Origin of the sequence: Streptosporangium album, from assembly GCF_014203795.1 — a bacterium.
Classification (GTDB): Bacteria; Actinomycetota; Actinomycetes; order Streptosporangiales; family Streptosporangiaceae; genus Streptosporangium; species Streptosporangium album.
Genome location: NZ_JACHJU010000003.1, coordinates 689,833 through 716,256, shown reverse-complemented (window position 1 = coordinate 716,256; position 26,424 = coordinate 689,833). Strand labels below are relative to the sequence as shown.

Annotated in this window: 27 protein-coding genes and 1 pseudogene; 20 read left to right on the top strand and 8 right to left on the bottom strand. The window is 69.0% G+C overall.

Annotation, left to right across the window (positions count from 1 at the left end; all coding sequences use genetic code 11):
• Positions 1–303: 303 nt before the first annotated feature.
• Positions 304–1,116 carry a class I SAM-dependent methyltransferase gene (locus FHR32_RS33200; RefSeq protein WP_184758439.1) on the bottom strand — a complete coding sequence of 271 codons (813 nt, stop codon included), beginning with the start codon at positions 1,114–1,116 and terminating at the stop codon, positions 304–306.
• Positions 1,117–1,227: 111 nt separating this feature from the next.
• Positions 1,228–1,539: a DUF6247 family protein gene (locus FHR32_RS33195; protein ID WP_184758438.1), complete on the bottom strand. Its 312-nt coding sequence runs from the start codon at positions 1,537–1,539 to the stop codon at positions 1,228–1,230.
• Positions 1,540–1,988: 449 nt separating this feature from the next.
• Here FHR32_RS33195 and FHR32_RS33190 point away from each other — a divergent pair, with 449 nt between their 5' ends.
• The 7 genes from FHR32_RS33190 to FHR32_RS33160 all read left to right on the top strand — a co-directional run bounded on the left by FHR32_RS33190 (position 1,989) and on the right by FHR32_RS33160 (position 11,227).
• Entirely contained in the window at positions 1,989–2,360 is a 372-nt protein-coding gene (locus tag FHR32_RS33190; RefSeq protein ID WP_184758437.1) for a hypothetical protein, read from the top strand.
• 218 nt (positions 2,361–2,578) lie between these two features.
• Complete coding sequence (locus FHR32_RS33185; protein ID WP_312882811.1) at positions 2,579–4,531, top strand: alpha/beta hydrolase; 1,953 nt, start codon at positions 2,579–2,581, stop codon at positions 4,529–4,531.
• Positions 4,532–5,035 carry a hypothetical protein gene (locus FHR32_RS33180; protein ID WP_184758436.1) on the top strand — a complete coding sequence of 168 codons (504 nt, stop codon included), beginning with the start codon at positions 4,532–4,534 and terminating at the stop codon, positions 5,033–5,035.
• A gap of 176 nt (positions 5,036–5,211) precedes the next feature.
• On the top strand, positions 5,212–8,331 hold the full coding sequence (locus FHR32_RS33175; protein ID WP_184758435.1) for a type I restriction endonuclease subunit R: 3,120 nt from the start codon (positions 5,212–5,214) through the stop codon (positions 8,329–8,331).
• A 55-nt stretch (positions 8,332–8,386) separates the two neighbouring features.
• Positions 8,387–9,934 carry a serine/threonine-protein kinase gene (locus tag FHR32_RS33170; RefSeq protein ID WP_184758434.1) on the top strand — a complete coding sequence of 516 codons (1,548 nt, stop codon included), beginning with the start codon at positions 8,387–8,389 and terminating at the stop codon, positions 9,932–9,934.
• Between the two features lie 213 nt (positions 9,935–10,147).
• Entirely contained in the window at positions 10,148–10,531 is a 384-nt protein-coding gene (locus FHR32_RS33165) for a TraR/DksA family transcriptional regulator (protein WP_184758433.1), read from the top strand.
• A gap of 105 nt (positions 10,532–10,636) precedes the next feature.
• On the top strand, positions 10,637–11,227 hold the full coding sequence (locus FHR32_RS33160; protein WP_184758432.1) for a pyridoxamine 5'-phosphate oxidase family protein: 591 nt from the start codon (positions 10,637–10,639) through the stop codon (positions 11,225–11,227).
• A gap of 145 nt (positions 11,228–11,372) precedes the next feature.
• Here FHR32_RS33160 and FHR32_RS46250 read toward each other — a convergent pair whose 3' ends face one another.
• Positions 11,373–11,504: a hypothetical protein gene (locus FHR32_RS46250; protein WP_281391111.1), complete on the bottom strand. Its 132-nt coding sequence runs from the start codon at positions 11,502–11,504 to the stop codon at positions 11,373–11,375.
• A 172-nt stretch (positions 11,505–11,676) separates the two neighbouring features.
• The gene (locus FHR32_RS33155) at positions 11,677–12,510 is read right to left on the bottom strand and encodes an ion transporter (RefSeq protein ID WP_184758431.1); all 834 of its coding nucleotides are present in this window, start codon (positions 12,508–12,510) and stop codon (positions 11,677–11,679) included.
• 337 nt (positions 12,511–12,847) lie between these two features.
• Here FHR32_RS33155 and FHR32_RS33150 point away from each other — a divergent pair, with 337 nt between their 5' ends.
• Complete coding sequence (locus tag FHR32_RS33150; protein ID WP_184758430.1) at positions 12,848–13,147, top strand: hypothetical protein; 300 nt, start codon at positions 12,848–12,850, stop codon at positions 13,145–13,147.
• Entirely contained in the window at positions 13,144–14,256 is a 1,113-nt protein-coding gene (locus FHR32_RS33145; RefSeq protein ID WP_184758429.1) for a bifunctional WXG100 family type VII secretion target/C40 family peptidase, read from the top strand. The genes FHR32_RS33150 and FHR32_RS33145 overlap by 4 nt, the downstream gene beginning before the upstream one ends.
• A gap of 204 nt (positions 14,257–14,460) precedes the next feature.
• On the opposite strand, the gene FHR32_RS33140 is transcribed toward FHR32_RS33145, so the two are convergent.
• Positions 14,461–15,633, bottom strand: coding sequence for an aminotransferase class V-fold PLP-dependent enzyme (locus FHR32_RS33140; protein WP_184758428.1), 1,173 nt, complete (start codon positions 15,631–15,633; stop codon positions 14,461–14,463).
• A 329-nt stretch (positions 15,634–15,962) separates the two neighbouring features.
• Between FHR32_RS33140 and FHR32_RS33135 the strand changes: the two genes are divergently transcribed.
• The 6 genes and pseudogenes from FHR32_RS33135 (at position 15,963) to FHR32_RS45010 (ending at position 20,207) form a co-directional block, all read left to right on the top strand.
• Positions 15,963–16,952, top strand: coding sequence for a LacI family DNA-binding transcriptional regulator (locus tag FHR32_RS33135; RefSeq protein WP_184758672.1), 990 nt, complete (start codon positions 15,963–15,965; stop codon positions 16,950–16,952).
• 62 nt (positions 16,953–17,014) lie between these two features.
• Positions 17,015–17,158 (top strand): hypothetical protein, encoded by a 144-nt coding sequence (locus FHR32_RS33130; RefSeq protein ID WP_221466496.1) that lies wholly within the window; start codon positions 17,015–17,017, stop codon positions 17,156–17,158.
• Positions 17,159–17,280: 122 nt separating this feature from the next.
• Positions 17,281–18,389, top strand: a pseudogene (locus tag FHR32_RS33125) (FGGY-family carbohydrate kinase); the annotation flags it as partial.
• Positions 18,386–19,033 (top strand): L-ribulose-5-phosphate 4-epimerase, encoded by a 648-nt coding sequence (locus FHR32_RS33120; RefSeq protein WP_184758427.1) that lies wholly within the window; start codon positions 18,386–18,388, stop codon positions 19,031–19,033. The pseudogene FHR32_RS33125 and the gene FHR32_RS33120, both read left to right, overlap by 4 nt.
• On the top strand, positions 19,030–19,656 hold the full coding sequence (locus tag FHR32_RS45015) for an L-arabinose isomerase family protein (RefSeq protein ID WP_246468084.1): 627 nt from the start codon (positions 19,030–19,032) through the stop codon (positions 19,654–19,656). The genes FHR32_RS33120 and FHR32_RS45015 overlap by 4 nt, the downstream gene beginning before the upstream one ends.
• Complete coding sequence (locus tag FHR32_RS45010; RefSeq protein WP_312882810.1) at positions 19,590–20,207, top strand: L-arabinose isomerase family protein; 618 nt, start codon at positions 19,590–19,592, stop codon at positions 20,205–20,207. The genes FHR32_RS45015 and FHR32_RS45010 overlap by 67 nt, the downstream gene beginning before the upstream one ends.
• Positions 20,208–20,281: 74 nt before the next feature.
• Here FHR32_RS45010 and FHR32_RS33110 read toward each other — a convergent pair whose 3' ends face one another.
• The gene (locus tag FHR32_RS33110; protein WP_221466495.1) at positions 20,282–21,070 is read right to left on the bottom strand and encodes an ABC transporter permease subunit; all 789 of its coding nucleotides are present in this window, start codon (positions 21,068–21,070) and stop codon (positions 20,282–20,284) included.
• The gene (locus FHR32_RS33105) at positions 21,067–21,981 is read right to left on the bottom strand and encodes an ABC transporter ATP-binding protein (RefSeq protein ID WP_184758426.1); all 915 of its coding nucleotides are present in this window, start codon (positions 21,979–21,981) and stop codon (positions 21,067–21,069) included. Before FHR32_RS33105 ends, FHR32_RS33110 begins: the two co-directional genes overlap by 4 nt.
• 98 nt (positions 21,982–22,079) lie before the next feature.
• Here FHR32_RS33105 and FHR32_RS33100 point away from each other — a divergent pair, with 98 nt between their 5' ends.
• From FHR32_RS33100 to FHR32_RS43265, 4 genes are all read left to right on the top strand, one after another.
• Entirely contained in the window at positions 22,080–23,273 is a 1,194-nt protein-coding gene (locus tag FHR32_RS33100; protein WP_184758425.1) for a sensor histidine kinase, read from the top strand.
• Positions 23,270–23,911 carry a response regulator transcription factor gene (locus FHR32_RS33095; protein ID WP_184758424.1) on the top strand — a complete coding sequence of 214 codons (642 nt, stop codon included), beginning with the start codon at positions 23,270–23,272 and terminating at the stop codon, positions 23,909–23,911. Before FHR32_RS33100 ends, FHR32_RS33095 begins: the two co-directional genes overlap by 4 nt.
• Positions 23,912–24,173: 262 nt before the next feature.
• Complete coding sequence (locus FHR32_RS33090; RefSeq protein ID WP_312882809.1) at positions 24,174–24,650, top strand: recombinase family protein; 477 nt, start codon at positions 24,174–24,176, stop codon at positions 24,648–24,650.
• Entirely contained in the window at positions 24,626–24,763 is a 138-nt protein-coding gene (locus FHR32_RS43265) for a helix-turn-helix domain-containing protein (RefSeq protein ID WP_246468157.1), read from the top strand. The genes FHR32_RS33090 and FHR32_RS43265 overlap by 25 nt, the downstream gene beginning before the upstream one ends.
• A gap of 44 nt (positions 24,764–24,807) precedes the next feature.
• Here the strand turns inward: FHR32_RS43265 and FHR32_RS33085 are convergent, their stop codons facing one another.
• Positions 24,808–25,317 carry a TetR/AcrR family transcriptional regulator gene (locus FHR32_RS33085; protein ID WP_184758423.1) on the bottom strand — a complete coding sequence of 170 codons (510 nt, stop codon included), beginning with the start codon at positions 25,315–25,317 and terminating at the stop codon, positions 24,808–24,810.
• 79 nt (positions 25,318–25,396) lie between these two features.
• Between FHR32_RS33085 and FHR32_RS33080 the strand changes: the two genes are divergently transcribed.
• On the top strand, positions 25,397–26,194 hold the full coding sequence (locus tag FHR32_RS33080; protein WP_184758670.1) for an NmrA family NAD(P)-binding protein: 798 nt from the start codon (positions 25,397–25,399) through the stop codon (positions 26,192–26,194).
• The last annotated feature ends 230 nt before the right edge of the window (positions 26,195–26,424 follow it).

The window sequence follows — 26,424 nt, the reverse complement described above, 5'->3', positions numbered from 1 at the left end:
TCGTCACAGGCATCGGGCGGGGCTGAGGGTGGGGCGGCTGCTTGTAGACCGATCTCTAGTGCCGCATCAAGGCGGCGGCCAGCAACGTCGAGATCGCCTACACCCCGACCAACTCCTCCTGGCTGAACCGCATCGAGGCCCAGTTCACCGCCCTGCGCTACTTCGCCCTGGACGGCACCGACCACGCCCGTCATAAAGAGCAGGGCAGCATGATCCGCCGCTACATGATCTGGCGGAACCGCCATGCCGACGACCGCCGCCTCCGAGCCGTCGTCGCCAAGGCAAACGTGGCCTGATACGGCGTCAGTCGGCCTGAAGAACGAAGAACAGGAAGCACAGGAAGGCCCCCGAGGGCCTGTCCGCGAAGACGTCGGGGAACAGTTCGCGGGCGCCCGGTGCGGGGAACGGTTCGCTGATGACGGTGATCCGGAAACCGGCTGCGGTGAAGGCGCCGGTCATCGCGTGCAGTGGCCGGCTCCAGAAGCTCATCAGGGCGCTGTGCCCGCCGAGGGTCCATTCATCGAAGGACTGGCGGGTCGCGAAGTAGCTGGCGCCGGGACCGGCCTGCAGGTAGTCGGCGAAGGGGTGATTGACGGACACGATCAGCCGGCCGCCGGGCGTCAGCACGCGCCGCAGTTCGGCCAGCGGTGCTGTCCAGTCCTCCAGGTAGTGCAGGACCAGGGACGCGACGACATCGTCGAACGCGGCGTCGGGGAACGGCAGCGGGCCGCCCAGATCGGCGAGGTGCAGGGCCGCGCCGTCGCCGAGCCGCTGCCGGGCCAGCTCCAGCATCTTGGCGCTGGAGTCGAAGCCGGTCACGATGGCGCCCCGGTCGCGCAGTGCCGCGGACAGGGGGCCGGAGCCGCAGCCGGCGTCGAGGATCCGCCGGCCGGCCACGTCACCGGCCAGATCCAGCATCGCGGGCCGCTCGTAGTAGGCGTTGATGAGGCTGGTCTCATTCTCGGCCGAGTACGCCTCGGCGAAGCTGTCGTAGTCATTGAGCACAGCCTGCTCTGCGAGCCCGGCGGAACCCTCGGGAACAGGACGGATCCACGACGGCTGCGTGGGGGCCGCGGTGTCCGCCTGCCCGGCGGAACTCTTGGGGGCGAAAGTCATACGGGTGATCCTGGCACGCTCGGCCTGTCCGGCATCGGGCGTTTCACGATCGTCCTGCGCCCCATGGGTGCCGATTAGCGCTACACAGGGCAAACGTTCTCTGACGCGGCACTAGATTTGGTCTCCCCGTCGGGCCAGGACCTCGGCCAACGGGACTCCTGTCGAGCGGTGACCGAATTGGATCTGCTCGGCCTCGGCGTGCATGCGCTGCCAGTCTTGACTGTCTTGAGCGGCTCTGATGGCGATACACCACCAGCCGGTGAGGAAGTCGTCCAACATGGTCAGGTCCACCACGGGCGCACGGGCGATCTGGGCGAGCTCGGCGTCGAACGCGGCCATGTTGACGGCCGGTAGTGCCGCTCGCACAGCGGTGAACGGCCGCTCGATCGCCGAGCCGGACGTTGCGTGAGGTTGGGCGGTCATGACAGCGGCTCCTCCCGGTAGTCCTAACAGTCTCCAGAGGACCGTTCCTGCAACATGTCTCACTTGCATAGCCATTGGATCTGCTCCGTTTCCGGCCGGCGACCACGTCGTGCACGAAACGGCAGGCGGATGCCGCGCCTCCCGCTGCGGGAGTATTCGTTTCTCTCCGAAGTTCGGCGTGTCAAAGTCTGGATAACCTCGGTAGTCGAACGGTTGCCGACGTTGAGCTTTGGGCTTCAGACCTACGTTGTTGAAGTCCGGCAATAAGGGCATGATGGCGGATCGTCCGAGTCTCCGTTGGTACGTTTCCCCGGCGGCTTCCTCTTGTTGCCGTGCTTCTTCCTTGGAAAACGCCTGCGAACCATTCCGTGTTCGCTTCGACATCCGGAGACCCGATGTCAGATCCGCACATCCCGTCAGACCCGCCGTCCCCGTCGGTGAAGCCGCGTATGCCCGCCGAGGTGAAGGCCGCCATGCTGCTCATGTGGCTTCAGTCGGTCCTTGGGGCGGTGATGGTCTGCTTCACTCTTGCCGTCCTCGTGATGGGAGGACTGCCCAGCCTCGATGCCGTGCCCTGGTTCTTCCACCTGTTCTTCGTGTCCCTGGTGCTGATGGGCCCGCTGTCTGCCCTCTTCGGCCTGCGGTGGCGGTGGGCCTGGAAAGCGGCCGCCGTGGTCGAGGGGATCTCGGTTCTGGAGTACGGCTACGGCACGTTCGCGATGTTCGGCGTGTTCAGCATCGCGGCGGTCGGCCTCGGGCTGGCCGTTCTCGTGCTTTTCCTCCTGTTTCGCGATGATACGCCCCGCTGGTTCGAGCGGTAGGAGGCGCAAAGTCGGCCCGGCCCGTCGTCGGCGGGCCGGGCCGGTGGTTTTCCGTGGCCTGTCCGACGGGGCCGCCTGGAGTTCGGGAAAGTTGAATTTTTCGTTATTTCCGGCATGAAATCTTTTTTGCGAGGGTCGCATAACCCGAATGTCTGATTGGAGAAACTTCAACGCCAGATCTTGATCCTGTAGGGCCTTGCATGAGACTCTGACGCATTGTGGCGGCGAATGCGACTGCGGAGTTGGAAGCGGCGTTGTCGCGCCTTACGCAGCTCGGCCAGAGCCATGCGTCGGCCCTGGATTCGTGCATGCGTTATATGGCGGCGAACGCGTGGGTCGGTGGGGGAGCCCCGGCCTTCGCCCAGGCGCTCGCGGCTCGCCGTGCGAGCCTTCAACTGGCTTTCCAGTCGGCGGGCGAGCAGATCGCGCAACGGATCAGGCAACTCGGCGGTCAGGCGCGGGTGCCGGCGTTCTCGACGTCGGTGAGCGTGGCGGCGGCGCAGCCGTCCTCCTTCTCCGGGATGGACGTCACCGCCATGGGCCGCCTGGTCGCCGATCTCCAGCGGGCCGGTCAGGAGCTGTCCCAGGCCGGGCAACGGCTCACCGCTGAACTGTCGGCCCTGTGCATCTCCTCGCCTTCCGCCCGGCAGGTCGGCGACGCCGGGGTCTGGGCCGAGGAGCAGGTGGGCGACCTGCGGCAACGGCTGGCCGTGATCCAGCAGACCCACGACATCGGTACGGCCTCACAGGCGACGGCCGCCTTCGGGCTGTTCGGCGGCCACGCACCGGATGCGAACGGGATCGGGAAGCTGACGGCCGCCGCGGCCGGTGGGGACGTCGTGGCGTTGAAGGCGCTGGTGGACCTGCAGCGGACCGGCAAGGACAAGACCCTGGCGGGGCGGCTCAGCGTGTGGTGGCGGCAGCTCGGTCCGCTGGCCCAAGGGCAGCTGATGAACGCCTCCCCGAGCCTGGTCGGCAGCCTGAACGGCCTCCCGGCCATGGACAGGGATCGGGCCAACCGGGCGTATCTCGTCGCGCAGAAGACCGCGATCACCACGGAGTTGGAGCGGTTGCGCGCATCCTCGGCCGGTATGAAGGAGGCGCTGAAGAAACTGGTGGGTCAAGAGAGCCTGACCCGGGATCCGCGCCAGAAGTACGACACCCACGCACAGAGGGCACAGTTGATTCAGTCCATCGGGAAGATCATGGGAACGATCGAGGGGCTGGATCTGAAGATGCGGCAGATCACCGCTGTGGAGCAGGGGCTGGCACGCGGTGGGCAGAATGGCCGTCCCGCGGCGCTCCTGCTACAACTGGAGCTGGGTGGCTTGGGCAAGACCGTCCTCTCGTTCGGGAACCCCGATGAGGCCGACAACGTGGCCGTCTACGTTCCCGGAACAGACACCAAGCTGGAAGGTTTTGGTGGCGATGATTCCAGACGCGCCGCTGCCACCTGGGATCAGGCGAATTTTTTCCAACCGAACAAAAAGATCGCCTCTATCGCCTGGCTCGGCTACGACGCCCCGCAGTGGAGCGGTCTCTTAAGCCTGGACAGAACGCCCGCCTTCTCTCCTGCCGCGTCGAAAGGCGCGCCACTGCTGGCCAGCTTCACGGATGGCCTACATGCTGCGCACGAGCCGGTCTCTGACGTCAGGCTCACCGTACTGGGGCACAGCTACGGATCGACGGCGGTTGGCAAAGCCGCCCAGCTGCGGCCACGTTCCTTCGCAGATCAATTGATCTTCGTGGGAAGCCCGGGCGGGGGTGCGCCGCAAGTGAATGATCTGGGAGTTAACTCGGTGTGGGTGGGAGAGGCGCCCAATGATTTGGTAGGAGACTTGGGCGCCGTAGCACCTCTCGGGGGCGACCCCAGCAAGAGTAATTTCGGTGCCCCGCAGTTTTACGTTGCGGACAGTGGAGATTTCGTCGGTACCTTCGCCGCCCACTCGAAGTACTGGGACGACGATTCGGCGTCGCTCAAGAACATCGGACATCTGATCGACGGACAATATGATCGTCTTGTTCCTTTCCCCGGACCGTCTAGGACGTCGACGGTGACTCCACCGCCTCCTATCGCTCCGCCCACCTCGCCGCCGAGCATGTCACATGCGATGCCAACCGAGAAGCCGTCCCCCCATCCGTTGCCCTCGCCCGCACCGGCCGGAGAATAGATGTCACGCCTCACTGTGATGATCGTCATTGTTGCCATCCTCGTCACCGGCTGCACCGGAGGAGAAGCCGTGAACGAACCCACGATGACCGAGACCCAGGCGCTGGCCCGGGTCGAGCAGCTCATCAAGGATACGGCTGCCGTGATCAGGCCGAAGCCTCGCCTGGATCTCTACCGCCCCAGTCTCAATCCCAACAGTTGCCTCGACCCGAGTGATGGTGGATCGAAGGACCGCGTTGTGGTCAACCGCTCTTACTACTTGCGGGGCATTCCCCAGGATCAACTCGCAGAGGTGGCCAGACAGGTCAAGCAGTATTGGGAGCAGCAGGGTCATTACATTGAGGGGATCGCTCAAAACGGCCTCGACATGTCAGGGCGCTCTCGGCCTGATGATTTTCTGCTTTCGTTTGCGGCGACCGGTGACAACGGTGACATCTTGCTAGGACTGGCTGCCACATCGCCCTGTGTCTGGCCGAACGGCACACCAGAGCCCTCCTCCAGCTGACCCTCGCCAGCGCCGCCCTCCCTCCAGTCGGCCACCTCCGGGAGTCGAGTTGGGAGAAATGTTCGGACCGTTCCACTAATGTCCCTCATTGGCCGGTGGCTTCTGTTTCAATTGGGGGCTCTGAAGTTTCCCGTCCGAGAAACCCGAGAATCCCCAGAACCGAAGGACCGGTGATCGTGTCCCCCGTGCATCACGAGAAGGTCTTCGAGGACGCCATTGAGTCGGCACTGCTCAGAGCGGGCTGGCTCAAAGGAGCGAACAGCCTCTACGACCACGCCCTCGGGCTGAACCCCGACGAGCTGCTCGACTTCGTGCGGGCGACGCAGCCGAAGGAATGGCAGCGGCTGGTCACCGCGCAGGCCGGGGACGAGGCGGGGGCCGCGCGGCGGCTGGCGGACCAGGTGGCGAAGGCGATCGACCACGAAGGCGCCCTGGAGGTGCTCCGACGCGGGGTGAAGGACCGGGGGATCACCTTCAGGCTGGCTTACTTCCGGCCCGCGCACACCATCGCCGCCGACGCGCTGGAGCCGTACGGCAAGAACATCCTCAGCGTCGTCCGCCAGTTCCGCTACTCGGCGAAGACGACCGACGCCTTGGACCTGGCGCTGTTCGTCAACGGGATTCCGGTCGCCACGGCCGAGTTGAAGAACCCGCTCACCGGCCAGACCGTTGAGGACGCCAAGCGGCAGTACCGCGAGGACCGCGACCCGAAGGAGCTGGTCTTCGCCAGGCGCGCGCTCGTCCACTTCGCCGTGGACCCGGACCTGGTGTTCGTCACCACCCGGCTGTCGGGGAAGAGCACGCGCTTCCTGCCGTTCAACATGGGCACGGCGGGCGCGGGCAACGCGGGCGGCGCGGGCAACCCCGGCACCCCGTCCGGCGGCACCTATCCGACCGCCTATCTGTGGGAGCGGATCTGGCACCCGGACACCTGGCTGGACCTGCTCAAGCGGTTCCTGCACGTCGACGACGAGGACGTGAAGAAGGGCAAGGGACGCAAGCCGTCCCCCGGCAAGGCCCACCGGCTGCCGCTGATCTTCCCCCGGTTCCACCAGTGGCACGCCGTACAGGCCATGACCGCGCACGCGAAGCGGCACGGTGCCGGCCATAACTATCTCATCCAGCACTCGGCCGGGTCGGGCAAGTCGAACACGATCGCCTGGCTGGCGCACGCGCTGTCCAACCTGCACACCCCGGACGGACTCGCGGAGATCGACGAGGCGGCGCTGGCCAAGGGGTATCAGCCGAACCGGCCGGTCTTCGACAAGGTCATCGTGATCACCGACCGGGTGGTCCTGGACCGGCAGCTCCAGGAGACGATCTACCAGTTCGAGCACACGCCGGGTGTGGTCCAGCGGATCGACCAGCACTCCGACCAACTCGCCGACGCGCTGCAGGGCGAGACCGCCAAGGTCGTCATCACCACGCTGCAGAAGTTCCCCTACGTCCTGCAGAAGGTCGAGGGACTGCGCGGCAAGCGGTTCGCGGTGGTCGTGGACGAGGCACACTCATCGCAGTCGGGGGAGGGGTCGGCGGCGTTGAAGCGGGTGCTGCTCAAGCTCGGCAGTGACGACATCGACGAGGACGGCGACCTGCTGACCGCGAGCGCGCTCGCCCGGGGCAGGCACGACAACCTCTCCTACTTCGCGTTCACCGCGACGCCGAAGAGCAAGACACTCAACCTGTTCGGCGTGCCCGGCGAGGACGGCAAGCCGCGCGCCTTCCATGTCTACTCGATGCGGCAGGCGATCGAGGAGGGCTTCATCCTCGACGTGCTGAAGAACTACGTCACCTACAAGACGTTCTGGCGGCTGATCAGCACCGAGCCCGACGACCGCGAGGTCGACAAGCGCAAGGGGCAGGCACTGCTCGCCCAGTTCGCCGCGCTGCACCCCACCAGCATGAAGCAGCGGGCGCAGATCATCGTTGAGCACTTCCGAAGGCACACCGCCGCACAGCTGGGCGGGCGGGCCAAGGCGATGGTCGTCACGCGCAGACGTGAACACGCCGTACGGCTCGGTCAGGCGATCCGCGACTACGTCGAGGTCCACGGCTACGCCGACTGCGGCACGCTGATCGCCTTCTCGCAGACTCTTGAGGTCGACGGGACGGAGTACACCGAGTCCAGGCTCAACGGGTTCAGCGAGAGGGAGTTGCCGGAACGGTACGGCTACTGCCGGGCCGACGACTCCTCGCCGAACGCCGCGGAGAAGGCGGAATATCGGATCCTGGTCGTCGCCGACAAGTATCAGACGGGATTCGACCAGCCGCTGCTGACCACGATGTACGTGGACAAGCCGCTGGCCGGGGTGGCCGCCGTGCAGACATTGTCCCGGTTGAACCGTACGCATCGGTTCAAGTCGCAGGGCGACGTGTTCGTGCTCGACTTCGCCAACGAGGCCGAGGACGTCCAGGCGGCGTTCCAGCCGTACTACGAGGCCACGGCCACCGAGCAGATCGACCCGAACCTGCTGTACACGCGGGCGTCGGCCGTGCTCGGGCACGCCCTCCTGGTGGAGTCGGAGATGCAGGCCCTCGCCGAGGGATACCTGCGGGCCGAGCGGACGTCGGTGACGCAGCGTGACCTGGAGAAGGCCCACGCTGAGCTCTACCGGTTGACCGGGCCGGCGGTGGCGCGCTTCGCCGAGCGGCAGCGGGAGGATCTGGAGAACAACGGGGACGCGGCCGAGGAGTTCCGTGGTGACCTGCGTGGATACGTGCGCCTGTACGGCTTCCTGTCGCAGATCGTGCCCTACGTTGATCCCGAGCTGGAGCGGCTGTACCTGTTCGGCCGGTTTCTGCTGAACCGGCTGCCGCGCCGGGAGGACCCGGCCGTGGACGTCGGCGAGGTCGACCTCACCCACCTGAAGATCAGCCGGACCGGTGAGCACGACCTCAGCCTGCGTGGCGAGGGGGAGGTGACGATCCCCGGCCCGATCGGCGGTGGTGGCGGCGCGGCACCCGAGCCGGAACTGACGTCGCTGCGCGATCTGATCGCCGCGCTCAACGACAAGTACGGTCTGGGGCTGTCGGAGGCCGACCAGATCTGGGTGGAGCAGCAGCTCCAGGAGGCGGCGCGCAACGACTCGCTCAAGGCCGCCGCCCTGGTCAACGACGAGGCCAACTTCGGCGAGGTCTTCGCCGACCACCTGGAGAAGGTCGTCGTCGACCGGCACACCGGCAACACCGGCCTCGTGCAGCGGTTCTACGACGACTCGTTGTTCCGGTCGCGGATCACCGAGATCGGACGCAGGCAGGTCTACAAGATGATCCGCGACAGTGAGGGGCTGGAGTGATCACCCCCTCATCAGAGGACACCGGCTCCTCGCGATCTTTCCGGGGTGGGCCAGGGTGAAACAGGGCGACGTCGTCGGCGGCCGGTACGAGCTGGTCGACTATCTCGGTCGGGGCGGCTACGGCGAGGTCTGGAAGGGCTTCGATCAGTCGCTGGACCGGCATGTCGCCGCCAAGTTCATCCGTTCCGACAGGTTTCCCACCCCCGAGCTGCGTGAGGAGGCTGAGCAGCGCTTCCGGCGCGAGGCCCGTGTCACCGCGCGGATCCAGCATCCCGGGGTGCCGATCGTCCATGACATCGGCACCCACGACGGTGATCTCTACCTGGTGATGCAGCTCGTCGAGGGCTTCCGGATCGACGACCTGATCGCACACCACCGGCCTCTCCCGGTCGCCTGGGCGGCGGCGATCGCAGCCCAGATCTGCGCGGTGCTGACGGTCGCGCACGCCGAATCGCTCATCCACCGGGACCTCAAGCCGACCAACCTGGTTCTCTGCCCCGACGGCACGGTCAAGGTCCTCGACTTCGGCATCGTGGCCGTGCTGGGCTCGGCGGACATCACCCAGATCACGCGGGTCGGCGAGGGGGTCGGCACGCCGTACTACATGTCGCCCGAGCTGGCGGTCACCGGGGAGGCCAGCCCGCAGAGCGACCTCTACGCGCTCGGCTGCGTGCTGCACGAGCTGCTGGCCGGTTCTCGGGTCTTCCAATCCGCGCACACCGTCGCCGAGATCAGCCGGCACTATTCGGAGGTGCCGGCGCCGCTGAGGGCACTCCGCCGCGACGTGCCCGGCGAGATCGAGCGACTCGTCCTGGACCTGCTGGCCAAGAACGCCGCCGACCGGCCCTCGGGCGCGGCGGAGGTGTACGAGCGGCTGCTGCCGTTCGTGGTCGCCCTCCCGCCGCTGCCTGGAACGACCGCCGCGGCACCCTTCCCCGACCCGCTGCGGATGTACGCCACCGTCGTGGAGCGGATCGCGGAGACCGCTCTCGTCGGTCCTCGCGTTCCGGCGCAGCGCCCGGAAGCCGCGCGGAGGCTTTCGGAGGCGGAACTCCTCGCGGCGAACGACCGAGCGGAGGAACTCGCCGTCCAAGGGCGTTTCAGCCAGGCGATCGAACTACTGGAAGGCGCGCTCATCGGGGCGCGGGACGTGCTACCGCGGGAGCACCCGGTGATCTTCGCCCTCCGCATGCGGCTGGCCGACTCGCGCTTCGCCGCCAGGGACTACCGGCAGGCGGCGGAGGAGTATGACAAGCTCCTTCCCCAGCTGGCGGGGATGCTCGGAGCCGTACACCCCGCGGTGCTGGGCTGCCGCCTCAACCAGGCGCTCTGCTCGGCGGCGCTCAGGCAGGACGAGGTCGCGCTTTCGCGGATGAGCGAGCTGCTCGACGACGCGAGACCGGCGCTGGGCGACCGTGATCCGTTCACTCTGGAGCTACGGCGGGAGCTCGGCAAACTTCTCGCCCAGCTCGGCGACCATGAGCGGGCACGTTCGGAGTTCCATTCCCTGCTCCCCGACATGGTGACCGTCCACGGTGCCGACCATCCTGAGACGCGGCATGTCCGTGACCTCCTGGAGAACCTCGACCGCTTCCTGAAGTGAAGGCCCGCCGCGAGGAGCGGATGTCCTCGTCGGGGATGGAAACGGCAGGGCGTACGGCTGCGCCTGCGGCACCGGACCGCAGGCGCCCTGCCCAGGGGAGATCTCACCAGAGCCGTCCGAGCCGTAAACTGCGAAGAGGTCCCAGTTCAGCACCTGCTCACGGTTCTCCGGCCGTTCCGCCCCAGGACGCGGACAGAATGGGGTGTGAGGCCGATGAACGAGCGGTTTTCCGGCGCAGCCCTCTCCTCGGCGGAGCGGGCGATCGTGCAGGATCTCCTGACCGAGGATCGCGAGAGCACGATGGTCCAGATCGCGGCGCTGACACGTGACTGGGACGACATCGTCGCGTCGTCGGCGCTGGTGGCCAACGACGACGAGCACGATCCGGAGGGGGCGACGATCGCGTTCGAGCGGGCCCATCTCCAGGCCCAGATCGACAGGGCCCGCGGCCACCTGGAGGAGCTGGATCGGACGTTCGAGCGGCTCCGCCAGGACGCCTACGGCGTGTGCGAGAACTGCGGGCGGCCCATCGCCTTCGAGCGTCTGCGAGCCCGCCCGGCCGCGCGCACCTGCATCGGGTGCGCCGGGACGGGGTGAGCCGGGCCTCTCAGGCGGGAGACTGGCGGTGAGGCGGGAACCCGCACGGGCGACCGCGGGAATCCCTTCATTTCGGGGGGAGGAAAGGGTGCCAAAATGTGAGTCATGGGAAAGAGCTACGAACGGATAGACGGCAGGCTCCGCACCTTCATCGAGGCGCAGCACATCTTCTTCACCGCGACGGCGCCGCTGGACGGCGACGGCACCGTCAATCTCTCGCCCAAGGGCCTGACCGGCTCGTTCGCGGTGCTGGACGAACGCACCGTGGCCTATCTCGACTTCGCGGGCAGCAACGCCGAGACGATCGCCCACCTGCGGGAGAACGGCCGCATCACTCTCATGTGGTGCGCCTTCGACGGGCCGCCGAACATCGTGCGTGTCCACGGTCGCGGAGAACCGGTCTTCCGCGATGACCCGCGCTGGACCCAGCTGATCAAACAGTTCCCGGACATCGACCCGGCCCCGCACGGCCTGCGCGCCATCATCGTCGTGACGGCCGAGCGGATCCGTGACACCTGCGGATACGCCGTCCCCTTCATGACCTATGACGACGACCGCCCGCTGCACGGGTCGCGCTTCGCCCGGGAGACGGACGAGTCTCTCGACGAGTACTTCCACAAGAAGGAGCACGTCGCGACCAGCATCGACGGTCTGCCCGGCCTCCCCCTTCCGCTGCCGTCCCTGCCCGCCTCGTAACGTCGGGCCAGCGGGCGGGACGCTGAGCGCAAGGTCGGTTTCGGGGACGTTCCCGCCACGAGGCCCTCGCCGTGTTCGATCAGGACGCCTCGTCCGGACACACGGTGGTCGCCGGTGTCGTCGCCGTTCCGGTCTCAGGCCCCGGTCATCGGCGGGTGAGTGTCGCCCACAGCTGTGCCGTACGGCTCCGGCGTCCCCAGGCGATCGCCGCGGAGAGCACGAGCATGGCGAGCGGCAGGACCGCGCTGTTGCCGGTCACCGTCAGTTCGGTCAGCATCGCGCCGGTCATAAGGCCGACGAACGCCAGACCGGCAGCCGCGGGATGAAGAGCGCCACGGCCCCCGCGACCTCCAGGTCGCCCACGAGGTAGCTCGACAACGATCCGAAGGGGCTCGCCTTCTGGGGTGCCCTCCTGGCGCGTCCGGCCCTACCGGCCCCCTACGGGCCGGTCAGCGGGAACGGCGGGTGGTGTTTCCGTGTGGCGTTTCGACGGGCTGGGCCGTTTGCGGGACGCTCTGCATCGCGTCGATCCTGGCGTGCAGGCGGGCGAGCTCGTTCAGGACGGTGGTGAGCTGGTCCTCGGTCCGCTGTTCCTCGGCGGAGGTGTTCTGGTCGTCCATGGCGTTGACCACGACGGCGATGAACAGGTTGAGCACCACATAGGAGGCCATCAGGATGTAGCCGACGAAGAAGACCCACGCCCAGGGCTTCTCGGCCATGACCTCCTGGGCGATGTCCGGCCAGGCCTCGCCGGTCATGATCTGGAACAGCGTGAACAGCGACGTGGGCAGCTCGGCGAAGTATTCGGGGACGATCTCACCGAACAGCTGGGTCGCCATGACCCCCGAGACGTACATGACCAGGACCAGCAGGCCGATGATCGCTCCCATCCCGGGCAGGGCCGCGAACAACGCGCCGACGACCTTGCGCATGCTGGGGACCGTCGCGACCAGGCGGAGCGCTCGCATGATCCGCAGGGTCCGTAGCACCGAAGCCGGGCCGGACGCCGGGATCAGCGCGATGGCCACGACGGTCGTGTCGAACCAGTTCCAGGGATCCTTGAAGAATGCGCCCCGATAGGCGTACAGCCGGGCGACGAGCTCGACGGCGAAGACCGTCAGGGCGATCCTGTCGACGACGTGCAGGAGTCCGCCGATCCGGTCTGTCAGATAGGAAGAGGTCTCGCAGCCGATCGTGATCGCGTTGACCACGATGACGGCGACGACAGCCCGCTGAAAGAGCCGGGTCTCAAGGAAGGAGCGGATGCGTTCTCGCCCTGGCAAAGGTCTACTCCTGGAGGAAAGAGTCAAAGCCCCTCATCGTAGGGCTCGGTCCGGATCACTTGCCTGGGGAGGTGAGAACGGTCATATCAATGAGGTGCTTCAGATGCTTGCCGGATTACCGGAGTTCTGGATCGGCGGTGGGTGCGTGTCGCGACCAAGCGACCGGGATCGGGGCCCGTGATCCCGACCCCGTGCTCGGTCCGGGCTGTGAGGCTCTGGCCGTCCTCCGGACGTCCGCAGGTCCACGACCTCCCGAGGAACATCAGGCGTTCCGTAGCGATGATCGGTACGATCTCCATTCGACTACTCTGTAGCCATATGCGAGGGAGTCAGCTGGATGGCGGGTATCGATATCCACTTCGAGGCGCTTGATCACTGCCGTAAGACCGCCTACAACCTGTCGGTGCTGTTCGGCGAGCTCGACGGCAAGTATCCTGCCGGTGCGGCCGACTCGTCCATGTTCGGGAAGCTGGCCGACGCCTCCGCGCTCGCCGCGGTCCTTGACGTGGTCGAGAAGAAGCTCGGCAGCGAGCTCGGGCTCGTGAAGGGCAGGCTCAAGGCCCTTGAGTACGCCCTGGACGACGTGGAGAACAACGTCCGCAAGGCCAACAAGGCCAGTGAGGTGGCGGAGGCGTGAGCGTCAGGGAGGAGATCGCCCAGCTGCCCGGCGGCCCCTCGCTGGCCGCCCTCGTGGACAAGGTCAACGGCAGGCCGGCCGACATCCGCGATGTCGCGACCCGATGGCGGGGCCTGGCCGGCAAGGTGAACGAGCACATCGGCTCTCTCCGCTCCGCGGTCGTCGACGTCGACACCAACTGGGAGGGTGATTCGGCCAACGCCTTCGACGACTACATGGGCAATTACAACAAGGCCAACACCACGTTCCACAGTGCGCTGCTGGCCTGCGCGGGTCTGCTCGACACGGCCGCCACAGCACTGGAGGAGGCCAAGTCCAAGGTCGACACCCTCTGCGGCAACGTCCTCGCCGACCACAGGGTCACCGCCTACCGCAACAGCACATCCGAGGCGGAGAGGCGGAAGGCCGAGCCCGGCGCCCTGGCCGCGGTCAACGGTGCCGTCTCCGCCGCCGATGGGCAGGTCGGCTCCGCCGAGGAGGCCGTGAGCACGGCGATGAAGGAGATCAAGAAGAAGATCGACGCGGAGTCCGTCTTCTTCGCCATCGTCAAGGCGCCCGGCGACCAGAAGTTCACCCCGGGTCCGGGCCACACCTTCGACTGGAAGCGGACTCCGGCGCCCGGGCCGGGTCACACGGTCCTCGCCGGTGCGAACGGTGGCGGAGCCGGGCCTGCCGCCGCGCTCAGCCCCGGAGGCGGCTCCGGCGGCTCAGGTGGCTCCGGGTCGGGTGGCCCGGCGGTCGCGATGCCGTATGTGGCCGGGACCGGGACCGGGGTCGACATCGTGGCGGCCGCCCGGGCGAACATCGGGAAACCCTATGTCTGGGGCGCCAACGGGCCGAACGCCTTCGACTGCAGCGGGCTTGTCTACCACTCCCTGAACAGGGCGGGAATCAAGATCGGCGACACCACCGCGGCCGGCTACCAGGCGAGCGGGCAGCCGGTCACGACCCCGCAGGTCGGAGACATCGTCTTCTTCGGCAGCCCCCCGGACCACTGCGCAATCTACGTCGGCGAGGGCAAGATGATCGAAGCGCCCCGTCCGGGAGCGTCGGTCAGGGTGGCGGAGGTGGCGGGCAAGCTCCCCATCACCTACCGGCGTTTCTCGTAGTGGAGGTGCCGCCGGCGCCCGTCTCGCAGTGAGGGCGCCGGCGGTGCCCGCCGGCCGCGATCATCCGTCCGGACTCGGCGACGACATGGCTGTGCGGCTGTCGGGGGCCTGCTCCGGATCGGTTGTGGCGGTGCGCTTTCCGGTGCGTTTCACCAGACGGTCCGCCATCGTGGTGGATCCGTGCGCTGCCGTTCCGCGCCGTGGTCAGAGTGCGTCCGACAGCCTGCGCACGGTCTCCTCCGTCGTGGAGACGTGCGGGGAGAGCCGCACTCGTCCGTCGCGGACCGCTGCCGTCACCCCGTGGGCGGACAGCCGGGCCAGCGTGGCGTCGGCGGCTTCGCCGGGCAGCAGGAAGGACACGATCCCGGCCCGCCGCCGCGCCGGCCAGCCGTCGCCGAGCACCTCCGCGCCGCGGTGGCGCAGCACGTCGAGCAGCGTGGCGACGACCTGCCCGAGCCTGCCGCCCAGCTCTGCCGTGCCGGCCTCGGCGACCAGGCCGAGGGAGGCGTGCAGCCCGGCGATCGCCTCCAGATCGGTGTTCGTCATCAGCAGCCGGTCCGCCCCCCTGGCCGGTGCGCCCAGCTCGGTTCCGGCGCTTCCTCCGTAGGGGTCGGCCAGGCCCGTCCAGCCACCGAGATCGGGTGCGATCAGCTCCATCGCGCGAGGCCGCACCCCGAGGATGGCCGCCCCCCATCCGGAGCGCAGCCACTTCTGGCCGCCGGCCACCACCACGTCCGCGGCGTCCAGGTCCAGCTCGGTGACCCCGAGGCCCTGTATGGCGTCGACGATGAGCAGGCGGTCGGGGCCGAGCACCTCGCGCAGCTCGGCGAGCGGTGCCTTCCAGCCGGTCCGGTAGTCGACCGCGCTCACGGTCAGCCCGATGACGTCGGGGCCGAGCGCCGCCCGCAGCGCCCCGGCGGTGATCCGTCCGGAGTCCTGCGGCACCCGTCGTACGGCGGGCCCGCCACGCGCGGCCGCCCGCAGCCACGGTACGGCGTTGGCGGGGAACTCACCCTCGGGCACGAGCAGCGTGCCGGGCGCCGCCAGGCCGAACGCCACGCCGAACAGACCCGCCGTGGTCGATGCCGCGAACGTCACCTCGACGTCACCACCGATCACGGCGGCGGCGCTCCGGCGAGCCGCCTCCCGGATCTCCTCCAGCGGCCCCACCGGGTCGGCGCCGGCCGTGACCCGCAGGGCCGCGTGCCGGGCGTCGACGGCCGCGTGCAGCGGAGGCCCGACGCGGGCGAAGTCGAGGTAGCCGGTGGGCTCGTCGCAGTGGGCGAGGTAGCGGGCCAGGCCGTCCGCCGCGCGCTCGGCGGCGCGCGACGGGTCACCGTCCAGGTGGACTGTTCCGGCGGAGGATTGCCTGGTCAAAAGGGCTCCCAGGGATGGTGCTCGTGGGGGACGCGGTAAGCGAGAAAAAACATACAGTACGACTGCCGGGGCTGAACGGGGTCGAGGGGGGTGGTCGCTGTCGCCGGAGCCGTCCTCGTCGTTCCCTCGGCGGAAACGGATTGGCGGGCCAGGCTCGGATGGCATCTCGAAGGGCGCCGCCCCGCCGGCAGGGTGTTTCCGAGAGGTTTCGGTGTGACCGTACCGTGACCCGGCAGCCCCTTGGCGGAGAATGTTGTTAGCGTTCACAGTCATGCCCAAGCCGAGAGGAGCATGCCGTGGGATCGACTCCCGAATACCGCCCACCCGTGATGGCCGACGTGGCCAAGGTGGCCGGTGTGTCGCACCAGACGGTCTCCCGGGTGCTCAACGAGCATCCCAACGTCCGCGCCGAGACCCGCACCCGGGTCATGGAGGCGATCGACCAGCTGGGCTACCGCCGCAACCTGGTCGCTCGCGCACTGGTCACCAAGCACTCGCGGAGGCTGGGCGTGGTCAGCTTCGACACCACGCTCTACGGCCCGGCCAGCACGGTCTACAGCATCGAGCGGGCAGCCAGGGCGGCGGGCTACTTCGTGAGCGTCGTCAGTCTGCGCACCATCGACAGGGCGGGGGTGCGTGACGCGCTCGACTACCTGGCCGACCAGGGCGTCGACGGCGTCGTCGTGGTCGCGCCGCAGCGGTCGGCGGCCCGCGCGCTCGACGACCTGCCCCCGGGCATGCCGGCCGTGGCCGTCGAGGGCGACCACGTGGGGGAGGTCTCGGCGGTCAGCGTCGACCAGGTGGCCGGGGCCAGGATGGCCACCGAGCACCTGCTGGCCCTGGGACACGAGACGGTCTGGCACGTCAGCGGACCTTCGGACTGGCTGGAGGCGGAGGGCCGGATCGACGGCTGGCGCGGCGTGCTGACCGCCGCCGGGCGGCCGGTCCCCGAGCTGCTGGCCGGTGACTGGAGCCCGCGCTCCGGCTACGCGGCCGGACAGCGCCTGGCCGCGATGGCGGGCGATGTCACCGCGGTCTTCGTGGCCAACGACCAGATGGCCCTCGGAGTCCTGCGGGCGTTCACCGAGGAGGGGGTGAGGGTCCCCGAGCAGATCAGCGTCGTGGGCTTCGACGACATCCCGGAGTCGGAGTTCTTCTCCCCACCGCTCACCACCGTCAGGCAGGACTTCGAAGCCGTGGGCAGGCACAGCATCGAGGCGCTCCTTCGGCAGGTCGAGACACGTGGGCTGACGGCGCACGAACGTCTCGTCGTGCCACCCGAGTTCGTCATCAGGGCCAGCACCGCGGCCCCGTCCTGAACCCCCGTACGGAGAGAGGCGCGGCCGGCCGTGCGGTCCCGCGCACATACGTCCCGGTCCTGGTGACCGCCTGCCTGTTCCTGGCCCGCGGTCTCTGCTACGTGATCGGCACCGACTCCATCTCGATCACCGACGAGACCTACACGGCCCTGGCCCAGGCCCGCGTCGAGCTGCAGCGCCTCATCTCGGCGCGCCGCCCCACCTGAGGCCTCTCCCGTGGCCCCCGCCGGTGCGAGGGTCCACGGGAGGAGCCCTGGATCGTTCAGCGGTACGGCGGAGCCGTACCTGGATCACTGGAGATTGTGTGAACGCTAACAGCGACCGCTACGTGGTCGGCGTCGACTTCGGCACGCTGTCGGGCCGCGCCGTCGTGCTGCCCGCCACCGCCGACGGCCTGCCGCTGTGCGAGCTTCCCGAGCTGAGGGACCGGCCGCACGCCTGGCCGAAGCTGTGGAAGCACCACGCGGCGCAGCCGCACGCCGACCGGATCAACGCCCTGGCCGAGCGGCGGAAGGAGACCTGGCTACCCCGCTACGGCGGCAGGGTCTCCGCCGAGTGGGAGTTCGCCAAGGGCCTGCAGGTCCTGGAGGAGGACCCCGAGGTGTACGGCAGGGCCGACCGCTGGATCGAGGCCGCCGACTGGATCGTCTGGGAACTGACCGGCGTGGAGACCCGCAACGTCTGCACAGCCGGCTACAAGGGCGTCTACCAGGACGGCGGCTACCCCGGCGAGGACTTCCTGGCCGAGCTCAACCCCGCCTTCGCCGGCTTCACCGGCAAGCTCGGCCGGGAACCGGTACCCCTCGGCGGCCTGGCCGGTCGCCTGGCCGCTCGGGCAGCCCGGTGGACCGGGCTGCCCGAGGGCATCGCGGTCGCGGTCGGCAACGTCGACGCGCACGTCACGGCCGCCGCCGCTGACGCGGTGCGGCCCGGCCAGATGGTCGCCATCATGGGGACCTCGACCTGCCACGTCATGCCGTGGTGATCGTCGGTCAGACGCTCGCGACCAGGCCCGAGGACACCTACCGGGCGCTCGTCGAGGCCACCGCCTTCGGCGCCCGTGTGATCGTCGAGGCGTTCGAGGCCGCCGGAGTGGCGGTGGAGGAGTTCGTCGTCGCCGGCGGGCTGCTGAAGAACCGCTTCCTCATGCAGGTCTACGCAGACGTGCTGCGCCGCCCCCTGTCGGTGATCGGGTCCGGACAGGGCCCGGCACTCGGCTCGGCGATCCACGCGGCCGTCGCCGCGGGCGCCTACGCCGACATCGCCTCCGCCGCCGCGGTCATGGGCAGACGGGAGCAGGCGGCCTACGTGCCCGACGCCGGGCGGGCAGACGCCTACGACCGGCTGTACGCCGAATATCGCGCCCTTCACGACCACTTCGCGGACGGTGGGCTGCTGCACCGGCTCCGCGCCATCCGAAACGAGGTGACCGAATGAGAGAGATCGTCTGCGTCCTCCACCGGGAGCTGGTCCGCAACAACCTGGTCGCCTGGACCGCCGGGAACGTCTCGGGCCGGGTGCCGGGGGAGGAGCTGTTCGTCATCAAGCCGAGCGGCGTCTCCTACGACGACCTGACCCCTGAGTCGATGGTCGTGTGCGACCTCGACGGCGCCCTGGTCGAGGGCTCGCTGGCCCCCTCCAGCGACACGGCCGCGCACGCCTACATCTACCGGCACATGCCCGAGGTGAACGGCGTGGTGCACACCCACTCCACGTACGCCTCGGCCTGGGCGGCACGCGGCGAGCCGATCCCGTGCGTGCTGACCGCGATGGCCGACGAGTTCGGCGGTGAGATCCCGGTGGGCCCCTTCGCCTTGATCGGCAACGACGACATCGGGCAGGGCGTCGTCGCCACGTTGCGGGGCCGGCGTTCCCCGGCGGTCCTGATGCGCAACCACGGGGTCTTCGCCATCGGCGACTCCCCGAAGGCGGCGGTGAAGGCCGCCGTCATGTGTGAGGACGTCGCCCGCACCGTGCACGTCTCGCGGCAGCTCGGTGAGCCGCTGCCGATCCCGCAGGGCGACGTCGACCGCCTGTACAACCGTTACCAGAACGTCTACGGACAGAGGAGCAATCGTTGAAAGTCTGGTTTCTCACCGGCAGCCAGGGGCTCTACGGCGAGGACACGCTGCGTCAGGTGGCCGAGCAGTCCCGGCGGATCGCCACGGCCCTGGGAGGGGCGCTCCCCTTCGAGGTGGAGTGGAAGCCGGTGCTCACCGACGCCGCGGCGATCCGCAGGATCTGCCTGGAGGCCAACGCCTCGGACGAGTGCGTCGGGCTGGTCGCGTGGATGCACACGTTCTCCCCGGCCAAGATGTGGATCGCCGGGCTGGACGCGCTGCGCAAACCGCTGCTGCACCTGCACACCCAGGCCAACCTGGACCTGCCGTGGAGCTCCATCGACATGGACTTCATGAACCTGAACCAGGCGGCGCACGGCGACCGCGAGTTCGGCTACATCCAGGCCAGGCTCGGCGTACCCAGGAAGACCGTGGCCGGGCACGTGAGCGACCCGTCCGTGGTGGCGCGGATCGGGGCATGGGCCAGGGCGGCGGCCGGCCGGGCCGAGGTGGGCTCGCTGAAACTGGCCAGGTTCGGCGACAACATGCGCGACGTGGCCGTCACCGAGGGCGACAAGTGGCCGACGGCTACGGCTTCGGCGGCGAGGGCGACTGGAAGACCTCGGTGCTGCTGCGCACGTTGAAGGTGATGTCGGCCGGTCTGCCGGGCGGCACCTCGTTCATGGAGGACTACACCTACCATCTGCGTCCCGGGCAGGAGGTCATCCTCGGCGCGCACATGCTGGAGGTCTGCCCGACGATCGCCGCCGGCGTGCCCTCGTGCGAGGTCCACCCCCTCGTCATCGGCGGCCGCGAGGACCCGGTCCGGCTGGTCTTCGACGCCGAGCCCGGCCCCGCCGTCGTGGTGGGCCTGGCGGACATGGGTGAGCGGTTCCGGCTGGTCGCCAGCGAGGTCGACGTGGTCGCCCCGGCCGAGCCGCTGCCGAACCTGCCTGTGGCCAGGGCGGTCTGGAAGCCCCGGCCCGACCTGCGCACCTCCGCCGAGGCGTGGCTCACCGCCGGCGCCCCCCACCACACGGTCCTTTCGGCCGCGATCGGCACCGAGGAGCTCACCGACTTCGCCGACATGCTCGGCGTCGAGCTGCTCGTCATCGACGCGGGCACCACGCCGCGGCAGTTCGCCAAGGAACTGCGCTGGAACCAGGCCTACTACCGCCTCGCCCAGGGGTTCTGATGAGGAAGCAGACAGCGCGACCCGGCATGCGCTCCGGCAGGCGAGCTCCGCACCGGCCGACGGTGCCGGGCGGTTCAGGCGTCGCGGCGGCGCAGCACCAGGTAGCCGCCGACGAGGGCGGCGGCGACCCAGAGCGAGAGGATGCCCATCCCGGCCCAGGGACCGTAGTCACGGCTGAACCGGGGGTCCCCGGGCGGACCGGTGAGGTGCATGATCACCATGCCCGCCTGGTCCGGCAGATACTGCGCGAAGGGCTTCAACCCCGGGACGTTGCCGAGTCCCTGCGAGCCGAGGAAGAGCAGCGGCAGCAGGATCCCGAGCGAGCTGGTGGCGCTGCGGGACATCGCCGCCACCCCCATGGCGAACAGGCAGATGGCCGTCAGGTAGAGACAGGCGCCGGTGGCGGTGAGCGCCACCTCCGCCGTGCCGAGAGAGACGCCGTGCGGGCCGAGCGCCGCCTGCGCGGCGAAGAAGGTGACGAGCACGGTGATCGCCGAGACGCCGAGGGCCGACGACAGCACCGCGAGCACCTTGGCGCCGTAGAACAGGCCGCGCCGCGGCACCGCCGCCAGTGAGACCCTGATCGTCCGGGAGGTGTACTCGGTGGTGACCACGAGCACCCCGAACACCACCAGGGGGAGCTGGCCGATCGTGAGGCTGTAGAAGGTGGCGAAGAGCGGGGCGAAGGTCTCCTGCTGATCCTGTGGCAGGCGGGAGAGGGAGTCGCGGAAGCTGAGGCTGACCAGATAGCCGAGGCCGACACTCAGGGCGAAGGTCAGCAACAGGGTCCAGAGCGTCGACCGCACAGTCCGGATCTTGGTCCATTCGGCGGTGACCACTGCCCATGTGGAGATCGCGTTCACCGCCGCCCACCCCCGGCCTGATATTCCACCGTGTCCCCGGTGAGTTCCATGAACGCCTCTTCCAGTGAGGCCCGCTGGGCGCTGACCTCGTGCACCGTCAGGCCGTTGGCCGCGGCCAGCTCACCGAGCTCCGCGGCCTCCGTGCCATAGGCCTCCAGGGATCCGTCCGCGGCCCGTTCCACCCGGACGCCCGCCCTGACCAGCGCGTCACGCATCCGTTCCGGATCGGGTGTCCGGACCCGCACGTAGGAGCGGGAGTTGGCCTCGACGAACCGCCGAACGGTGGTGTCGGCCAGCAACCGGCCGCGGCCGATCACGATGAGGTGCTCCGCGGTGAGCGCCGTCTCGCTCATCAGATGGCTGGAGACGAACACGACACGGCCCTCGGCGGCCAGCCCCTTCAACAGGTTCCTGATCCACACGACGCCCTCGGGATCCAGCCCGTTGACCGGCTCGTCGAAGAGCAGTACCGGCGGGTCGCCGAGCAGTGCCCCGGCGATGCCGAGCCGCTGGGTCATGCCGAGAGAGAAGCCCCCGGCCCGCCTCCCCGCGACGCTCTCCAACCCGACCATCGCCAGGACCTCCCGCACCCGCGCCCTGGGGATCCGGTTGGTCTGCGCCAGCCACAGCAGGTGGCCGTACGCGCTGCGACCGCCGTGTACGGCCGACGCCTCCAGCATCGCCCCGACCCGCCGCAGCGGTTCGGGCAGCAGCCGGTAGGGCTCGCCGTCGATCAGGACCCGCCCTCCGGTGGGGCGGTCGAGGCCCAGCATCATCCGCATCGTGGTGGACTTTCCTGCGCCGTTCGGCCCGAGGAACCCGGTCACCTGGCCGGGCCGTATCGTGAAGGACAGACCGTCGACCGCGACGGTGGTCCCATATCTCTTGCTGAGGTTCTGCACTTCGATCACCCGACCCAGGCTAGGAAGCGGGCCGATCGGGCACAGTCCTCGAAAGTCGCCGATCCTGTCGGCCAAAGTCGACACTCTCGAACGCGTACCCTGCCCCTATGGGCCGACATCTTCTCGCCGCCGTCGTGGTCGGGGTCGACACCGCGCTGCTGCTGGCCGGGACCCGGAACGGCCTTCCCGGCTGGATCGCTTCGGCAGTGGTGCTGGTGGTCGTGCTGCGCTACCGGTCCGCGGCGGGTGCGTTCACGGCCGCGCTGGTGCTCTCCGCGCTTACCGGCGGCGCGTACGTCCTGTTGCTCTGGAGCGCCTACCAGGCCGGGCGTGAGGTGGTGTCCCGGTGGGACACCACCGTGGTGGCCGGTTCGGCGGTCGGCGTGGCGCTCGGAAGCGTCGCCGTACGGCTCTGGGGCCCGTCCGGGGACCCCAGGGTCATCGCGAGCGTTCTCTCCACCTACGGCGTCTTCGTGGCGCTGCCGCTGCTGGCCGGCCGTTACCTCGCGCAGCACGAGCGGCTGGTGTCGGCGCTCGGCCAGCGCAACCGGCAGCTCGGCCTGGAGCGGGAACTCCTCGCCGAGCAGGAGCGGCTCCGGATCGCCAGGGACATGCACGACTCCCTCGGGCACCGGCTCAGCCTGGTGTCGATCCAGGCGGCCGCGCTGGAGGTGTCGGCACTCCCCGCAGAACAGCGGCAGGCCGTCCAGCGGCTTGCGGGAGCGGCGCGCGGCGCCATGGACGAGCTGCACGAGCTGGTCGGGGCGCTCCGCGGAACGGAAGAGCCGGCTGATCGGTCGGTCGCGGTGAAGGCCGTCGGCACGTTGGTGGAGGGGTTCCGCGGAGCCGGGGCAGCGGTGACCTTGCGGCAGCGCGGGGAGCCCCGGCCGCTGCCCCCGGCGGCCGAACAGGCGGCCTACCGGGTGGTGGAGGAGGGGCTGACCAACGCGGCCAAGCACGCCCCGGGCCAGCCGGTCACCGTGAGCGTCGACTGGGAGTCCGACGCGCTGCTGCTCACCGTCGCCAACCCCCTCCCGGACGGACCGGTCTCCGCCGGCGCGGGGCACGGCCTGTCCGGGCTGAGCGAGCGGGTGGGACCGGCCGGCGGGGTCCTGGATCACCGGCTGTCCGGCGACGGGTTCCGGCTCTTCGCGATGCTTCCCGTCGTCGCAGGGGAGCCGGGCGGTGATGACGACCTGCCCGCGGTCGGGCGCGTCCGCATGGTCGCCGTCGGCGCCGCCGTCGCGGCCCTGACGTTCGTGCTCCTGCCCGCGAGCATGCTGGTGGGGGTGAGAGCGTGATCAGGGTGCTGGTCGCCGACGACGAGCCGCTGATCACGGCCGGCATCCGCACGGTGCTGGAGTCGGCGGCCGACATCGAGGTCGTCGCGCAGGCGGAGAACGGCCGGGCGGCCGTGGACGAGGCGATCAGGCACCGCGCCGACGTGGCGTTGATCGACGTCACCATGCCGGTGCTGGACGGGCTGGGCGCGCTGGAGGAGCTACGCCGGAAGGTCCCCACGCTGCGGACCGTGATCCTGACGTCGTTCGGCACCGAGCCGAACGTGCTGCGCGCCCTGCAGAACGGCGCGGCCGGGTTCGTGCTCAAGAACTGCACACCCGACGAGCTGATCCGCGCGGTCCGGGCGGCGCACGGCGGCGACGCCTACCTCTCGCCCCCGGTGACCCGGCTGGTGCTGGGCATGGTCACACCCGTGGAGGCCCGGCGCCGCAGGGAGGCCGCCGGGCGGCTGGCGGCACTGACGCCCCGCGAGTCGGAGGTTCTGCACCTGGTGGCGGAGGGCATGTCCAACGCCGAGATCGGCCGGCGGCTCCGGATGACCGAGACGACCATCAAAACCTACGTCAGCCGCATCCTGACCAAGCTCGGCTGCTCCAACCGCGTCCAGGCGGCCCTACTGGTCAGGGACGCCGGCTGACCGGCCCCGCCCCTCGTAGGGGCGCCGGTAAGAAACGTGTCATGAGCCCCGAACGAGCGGCTCTGTCCAGGTCGCTGTGGTGACCTTCATTGCGCCGGATCCCGGCAGCCTCGCTGTGATCTTGTACGGAATCGATCAATGCTGAGACATCGAGCGACCGCCGCCCCGTTCTCGACGTTCATCCTTGCGATCATGTCTCAAAATCCGCGTGCGGAAACTATGTTTCCCTATCTTCCGCCTCAACCGTTTATGAGACACTTATGTGGTGAGCAGGATCGGCTACGGACGCGTGTCCACTCGCGATCAGAACCCCGACAGCCAGCGCGACGCCCTTACCGCGGCTGGATGCGACCGGATCTTCATCGACAAGGCGTCCGGGAAGATCGATCGACGGGCCGAGCTCGACAAGGCGCTGGACTACCTCCGGCCCGGCGACATCTTCGTCATCACCCGCCTGTCCCGTGCCGCCCGTTCTCTGCGCCACCTGCTGGACTTGGCGGCACAGCTCCGTGAGCGCGAGGTCGACCTCCTGGTGCTGAAGCAGGGCATCGACACCTCTACGCCGTCCGGCCGCCTGCAGTTCCACATGTTCGGCGCCTTCGACGAGTTCCTCCGCGAACTCATTGTTGAGGGCACCCTCGAAGGGCTGGCCTCGGCCCGAGCGTGCGGCCGCGTCGGCGGGCGCCCCCGGCCCTGGACGCTCACGGCGTGGAGATGGCCCGCGCGCTGTACGAGATGAAGGGCGACGACGGGAAGCGCCGCTACACCGTCCAGCAGATCGCCGACCGGCTCGGCGTCAGCCGCGCCACGATCTACCGCCACCTTGACCCCGACAAGCCGGTCTCGGCGTAGGAGGAGCACGGTGCTGCCCCCGATCACCTACTACGGCGGCAAGGCTAACGCCGGTCTAGGCCGTCGAGCATGAGGGGGAGGAAGCGCTCCGGTATGACGCCCGGGTGACAGGCGAACACGTTGAGCAGCTCCATGAGGTCGCCGGTGCCGACATCTGAACGCATCGCGCCGTCCGCCTGCGCCTGCCGTACCAGCTCGTCGAGTCGCTGCACCAGCGCTTGCCTCGCCTGCGGCGCGGAGGTCCCGGCCAGCGCGGCCGCGATGGCGCCGCGACCCTTCTCCACGCTGTAGACGACGAAGGCGCGAATGGCCGCCCACGCGTCAGGCTCGGCCGCCACGGCGTGGTCGAGGGTGTCCATGAGCTCGTGAACGTACTGCTCCGCCAGGGCGGCGAGCAGCACGCTGCGGTCGGGAAATCGGCGGTAGAGCGTGCCGACGCCGACGCCGGCCCGGCGGGCGATCAGCTCCATCGGCGCGTCCGTGCCGCGCTCGGCCACCGCGTCGCGTGCCGCCTGCAGGATCCTGTCCCGATTGCGGCGGGCATCGGCGCGCATTGAACTCTCCCTGAACTGGACGACGATCTTCCGCTTAGTATAGAACAGGAAGCCGACATTCCGCTTAGGAGGTTGCGTGATGATTGTGGTTACGGGTGCGACAGGCACGATCGGGCGTGCGCTGATCGAGGCACTGGGCGGTGCAGCGCGAGCCGTGGTACGGCGCGCGGAACAGGGCGAGGAACTGGGATGCGACTACGTGGTCGGCAACCTGGAGCGGCCGGAGAGCATCCCGCTCGAGCCGGGTGACAGGCTCTTTCTCAACAGCGCGCCGTGGCCGGGTTTCGTGCGAGCGCATCAGGCGGTCATCGATCATGCGGCGGCCGCGGGTGTGGCGCAGGTGGTGACCGTCTCCGTGCGCGGCGTGACGTCGAGCAGCCTGCTCGGGTTCGGCATGCACGGACAGGTCGACGAGCATCTCAAAGCCTCGGGAGTGCCGTGCTCGATCCTGGCGCCCGTCGGCTTCATGCAGAATCTCGCGGGCGACGTCGACGAGGAGGGGCGGATCTTCGGCTCGTACGGCAGGGGCAGGGTCGGCTACATCGACGCGCGTGACATCGCGGCGGTCGCGGCCGTGCTGCTCACGCGTCCCGTCGGGGCCGACGCCACTTACGAGCTCACCGGGCCGGTGGCGCCCACCCATGACGAGATCGCCGCCGAGCTCACCCGAGCACTCGGCCGGACCGTGCGTTACGTGGACCTGTCGGTCGAGGAAGCCGCCGTTCACCTGGAGAAGCGCGGCATGCCCGCCCAAGGGGCCCGTGACCTGGCCGAACTCATGTCGCAGATCGGGGATGGGCGCTGGGCGAGCACGACCACGACCGTGGCGGACATCCTGGGTCGCGAACCGCGTTCGCTACGGGAGTTCCTTGGATAGACGTGCGGAGTGGCGGCCGAGGGACAGGAATCCGGCCGCCACTCCTGCTCAGAACGCCGGAATCGGTTCCGCGCCCCTGATCGTGGTCTGGCCTCGCTTGACCACGACGAGCATGGAGCGCGGCCTCGGTTAGTATGATCGACCGGAAACGTACGACCAGGCCTGGAACCTCGACGATCGACGCAGGTCATCGGGCGTCAGCGAGCCAATCGACGGGGGCCAGGGCGGAC

Bases quoted from the DNA above. Each gene is read 5' to 3' on its own strand.
- FHR32_RS33200 (WP_184758439.1), bottom strand. From the start codon at position 1,116: ATGACTTTCGCCCCCAAGAGTTCCGCCGGGCAGGCGGACACCGCGGCC.
- FHR32_RS33195 (WP_184758438.1), bottom strand. From the start codon at position 1,539: ATGACCGCCCAACCTCACGCAACGTCCGGCTCGGCGATCGAGCGGCCG.
- FHR32_RS33190 (WP_184758437.1), top strand. From the start codon at position 1,989: ATGCCCGCCGAGGTGAAGGCCGCCATGCTGCTCATGTGGCTTCAGTCG.
- FHR32_RS33180 (WP_184758436.1), top strand. From the start codon at position 4,532: ATGTCACGCCTCACTGTGATGATCGTCATTGTTGCCATCCTCGTCACC.
- FHR32_RS33165 (WP_184758433.1), top strand. From the start codon at position 10,148: ATGAACGAGCGGTTTTCCGGCGCAGCCCTCTCCTCGGCGGAGCGGGCG.
- FHR32_RS33160 (WP_184758432.1), top strand. From the start codon at position 10,637: ATGGGAAAGAGCTACGAACGGATAGACGGCAGGCTCCGCACCTTCATC.
- FHR32_RS46250 (WP_281391111.1), bottom strand. From the start codon at position 11,504: ATGCTGACCGAACTGACGGTGACCGGCAACAGCGCGGTCCTGCCGCTC.
- FHR32_RS33150 (WP_184758430.1), top strand. From the start codon at position 12,848: ATGGCGGGTATCGATATCCACTTCGAGGCGCTTGATCACTGCCGTAAG.
- FHR32_RS33135 (WP_184758672.1), top strand. From the start codon at position 15,963: ATGGCCGACGTGGCCAAGGTGGCCGGTGTGTCGCACCAGACGGTCTCC.
- FHR32_RS33120 (WP_184758427.1), top strand. From the start codon at position 18,386: ATGAGAGAGATCGTCTGCGTCCTCCACCGGGAGCTGGTCCGCAACAAC.
- FHR32_RS33100 (WP_184758425.1), top strand. From the start codon at position 22,080: ATGGGCCGACATCTTCTCGCCGCCGTCGTGGTCGGGGTCGACACCGCG.
- FHR32_RS43265 (WP_246468157.1), top strand. From the start codon at position 24,626: ATGGCCCGCGCGCTGTACGAGATGAAGGGCGACGACGGGAAGCGCCGC.
- FHR32_RS33085 (WP_184758423.1), bottom strand. From the start codon at position 25,317: ATGCGCGCCGATGCCCGCCGCAATCGGGACAGGATCCTGCAGGCGGCA.
- FHR32_RS33080 (WP_184758670.1), top strand. From the start codon at position 25,397: ATGATTGTGGTTACGGGTGCGACAGGCACGATCGGGCGTGCGCTGATC.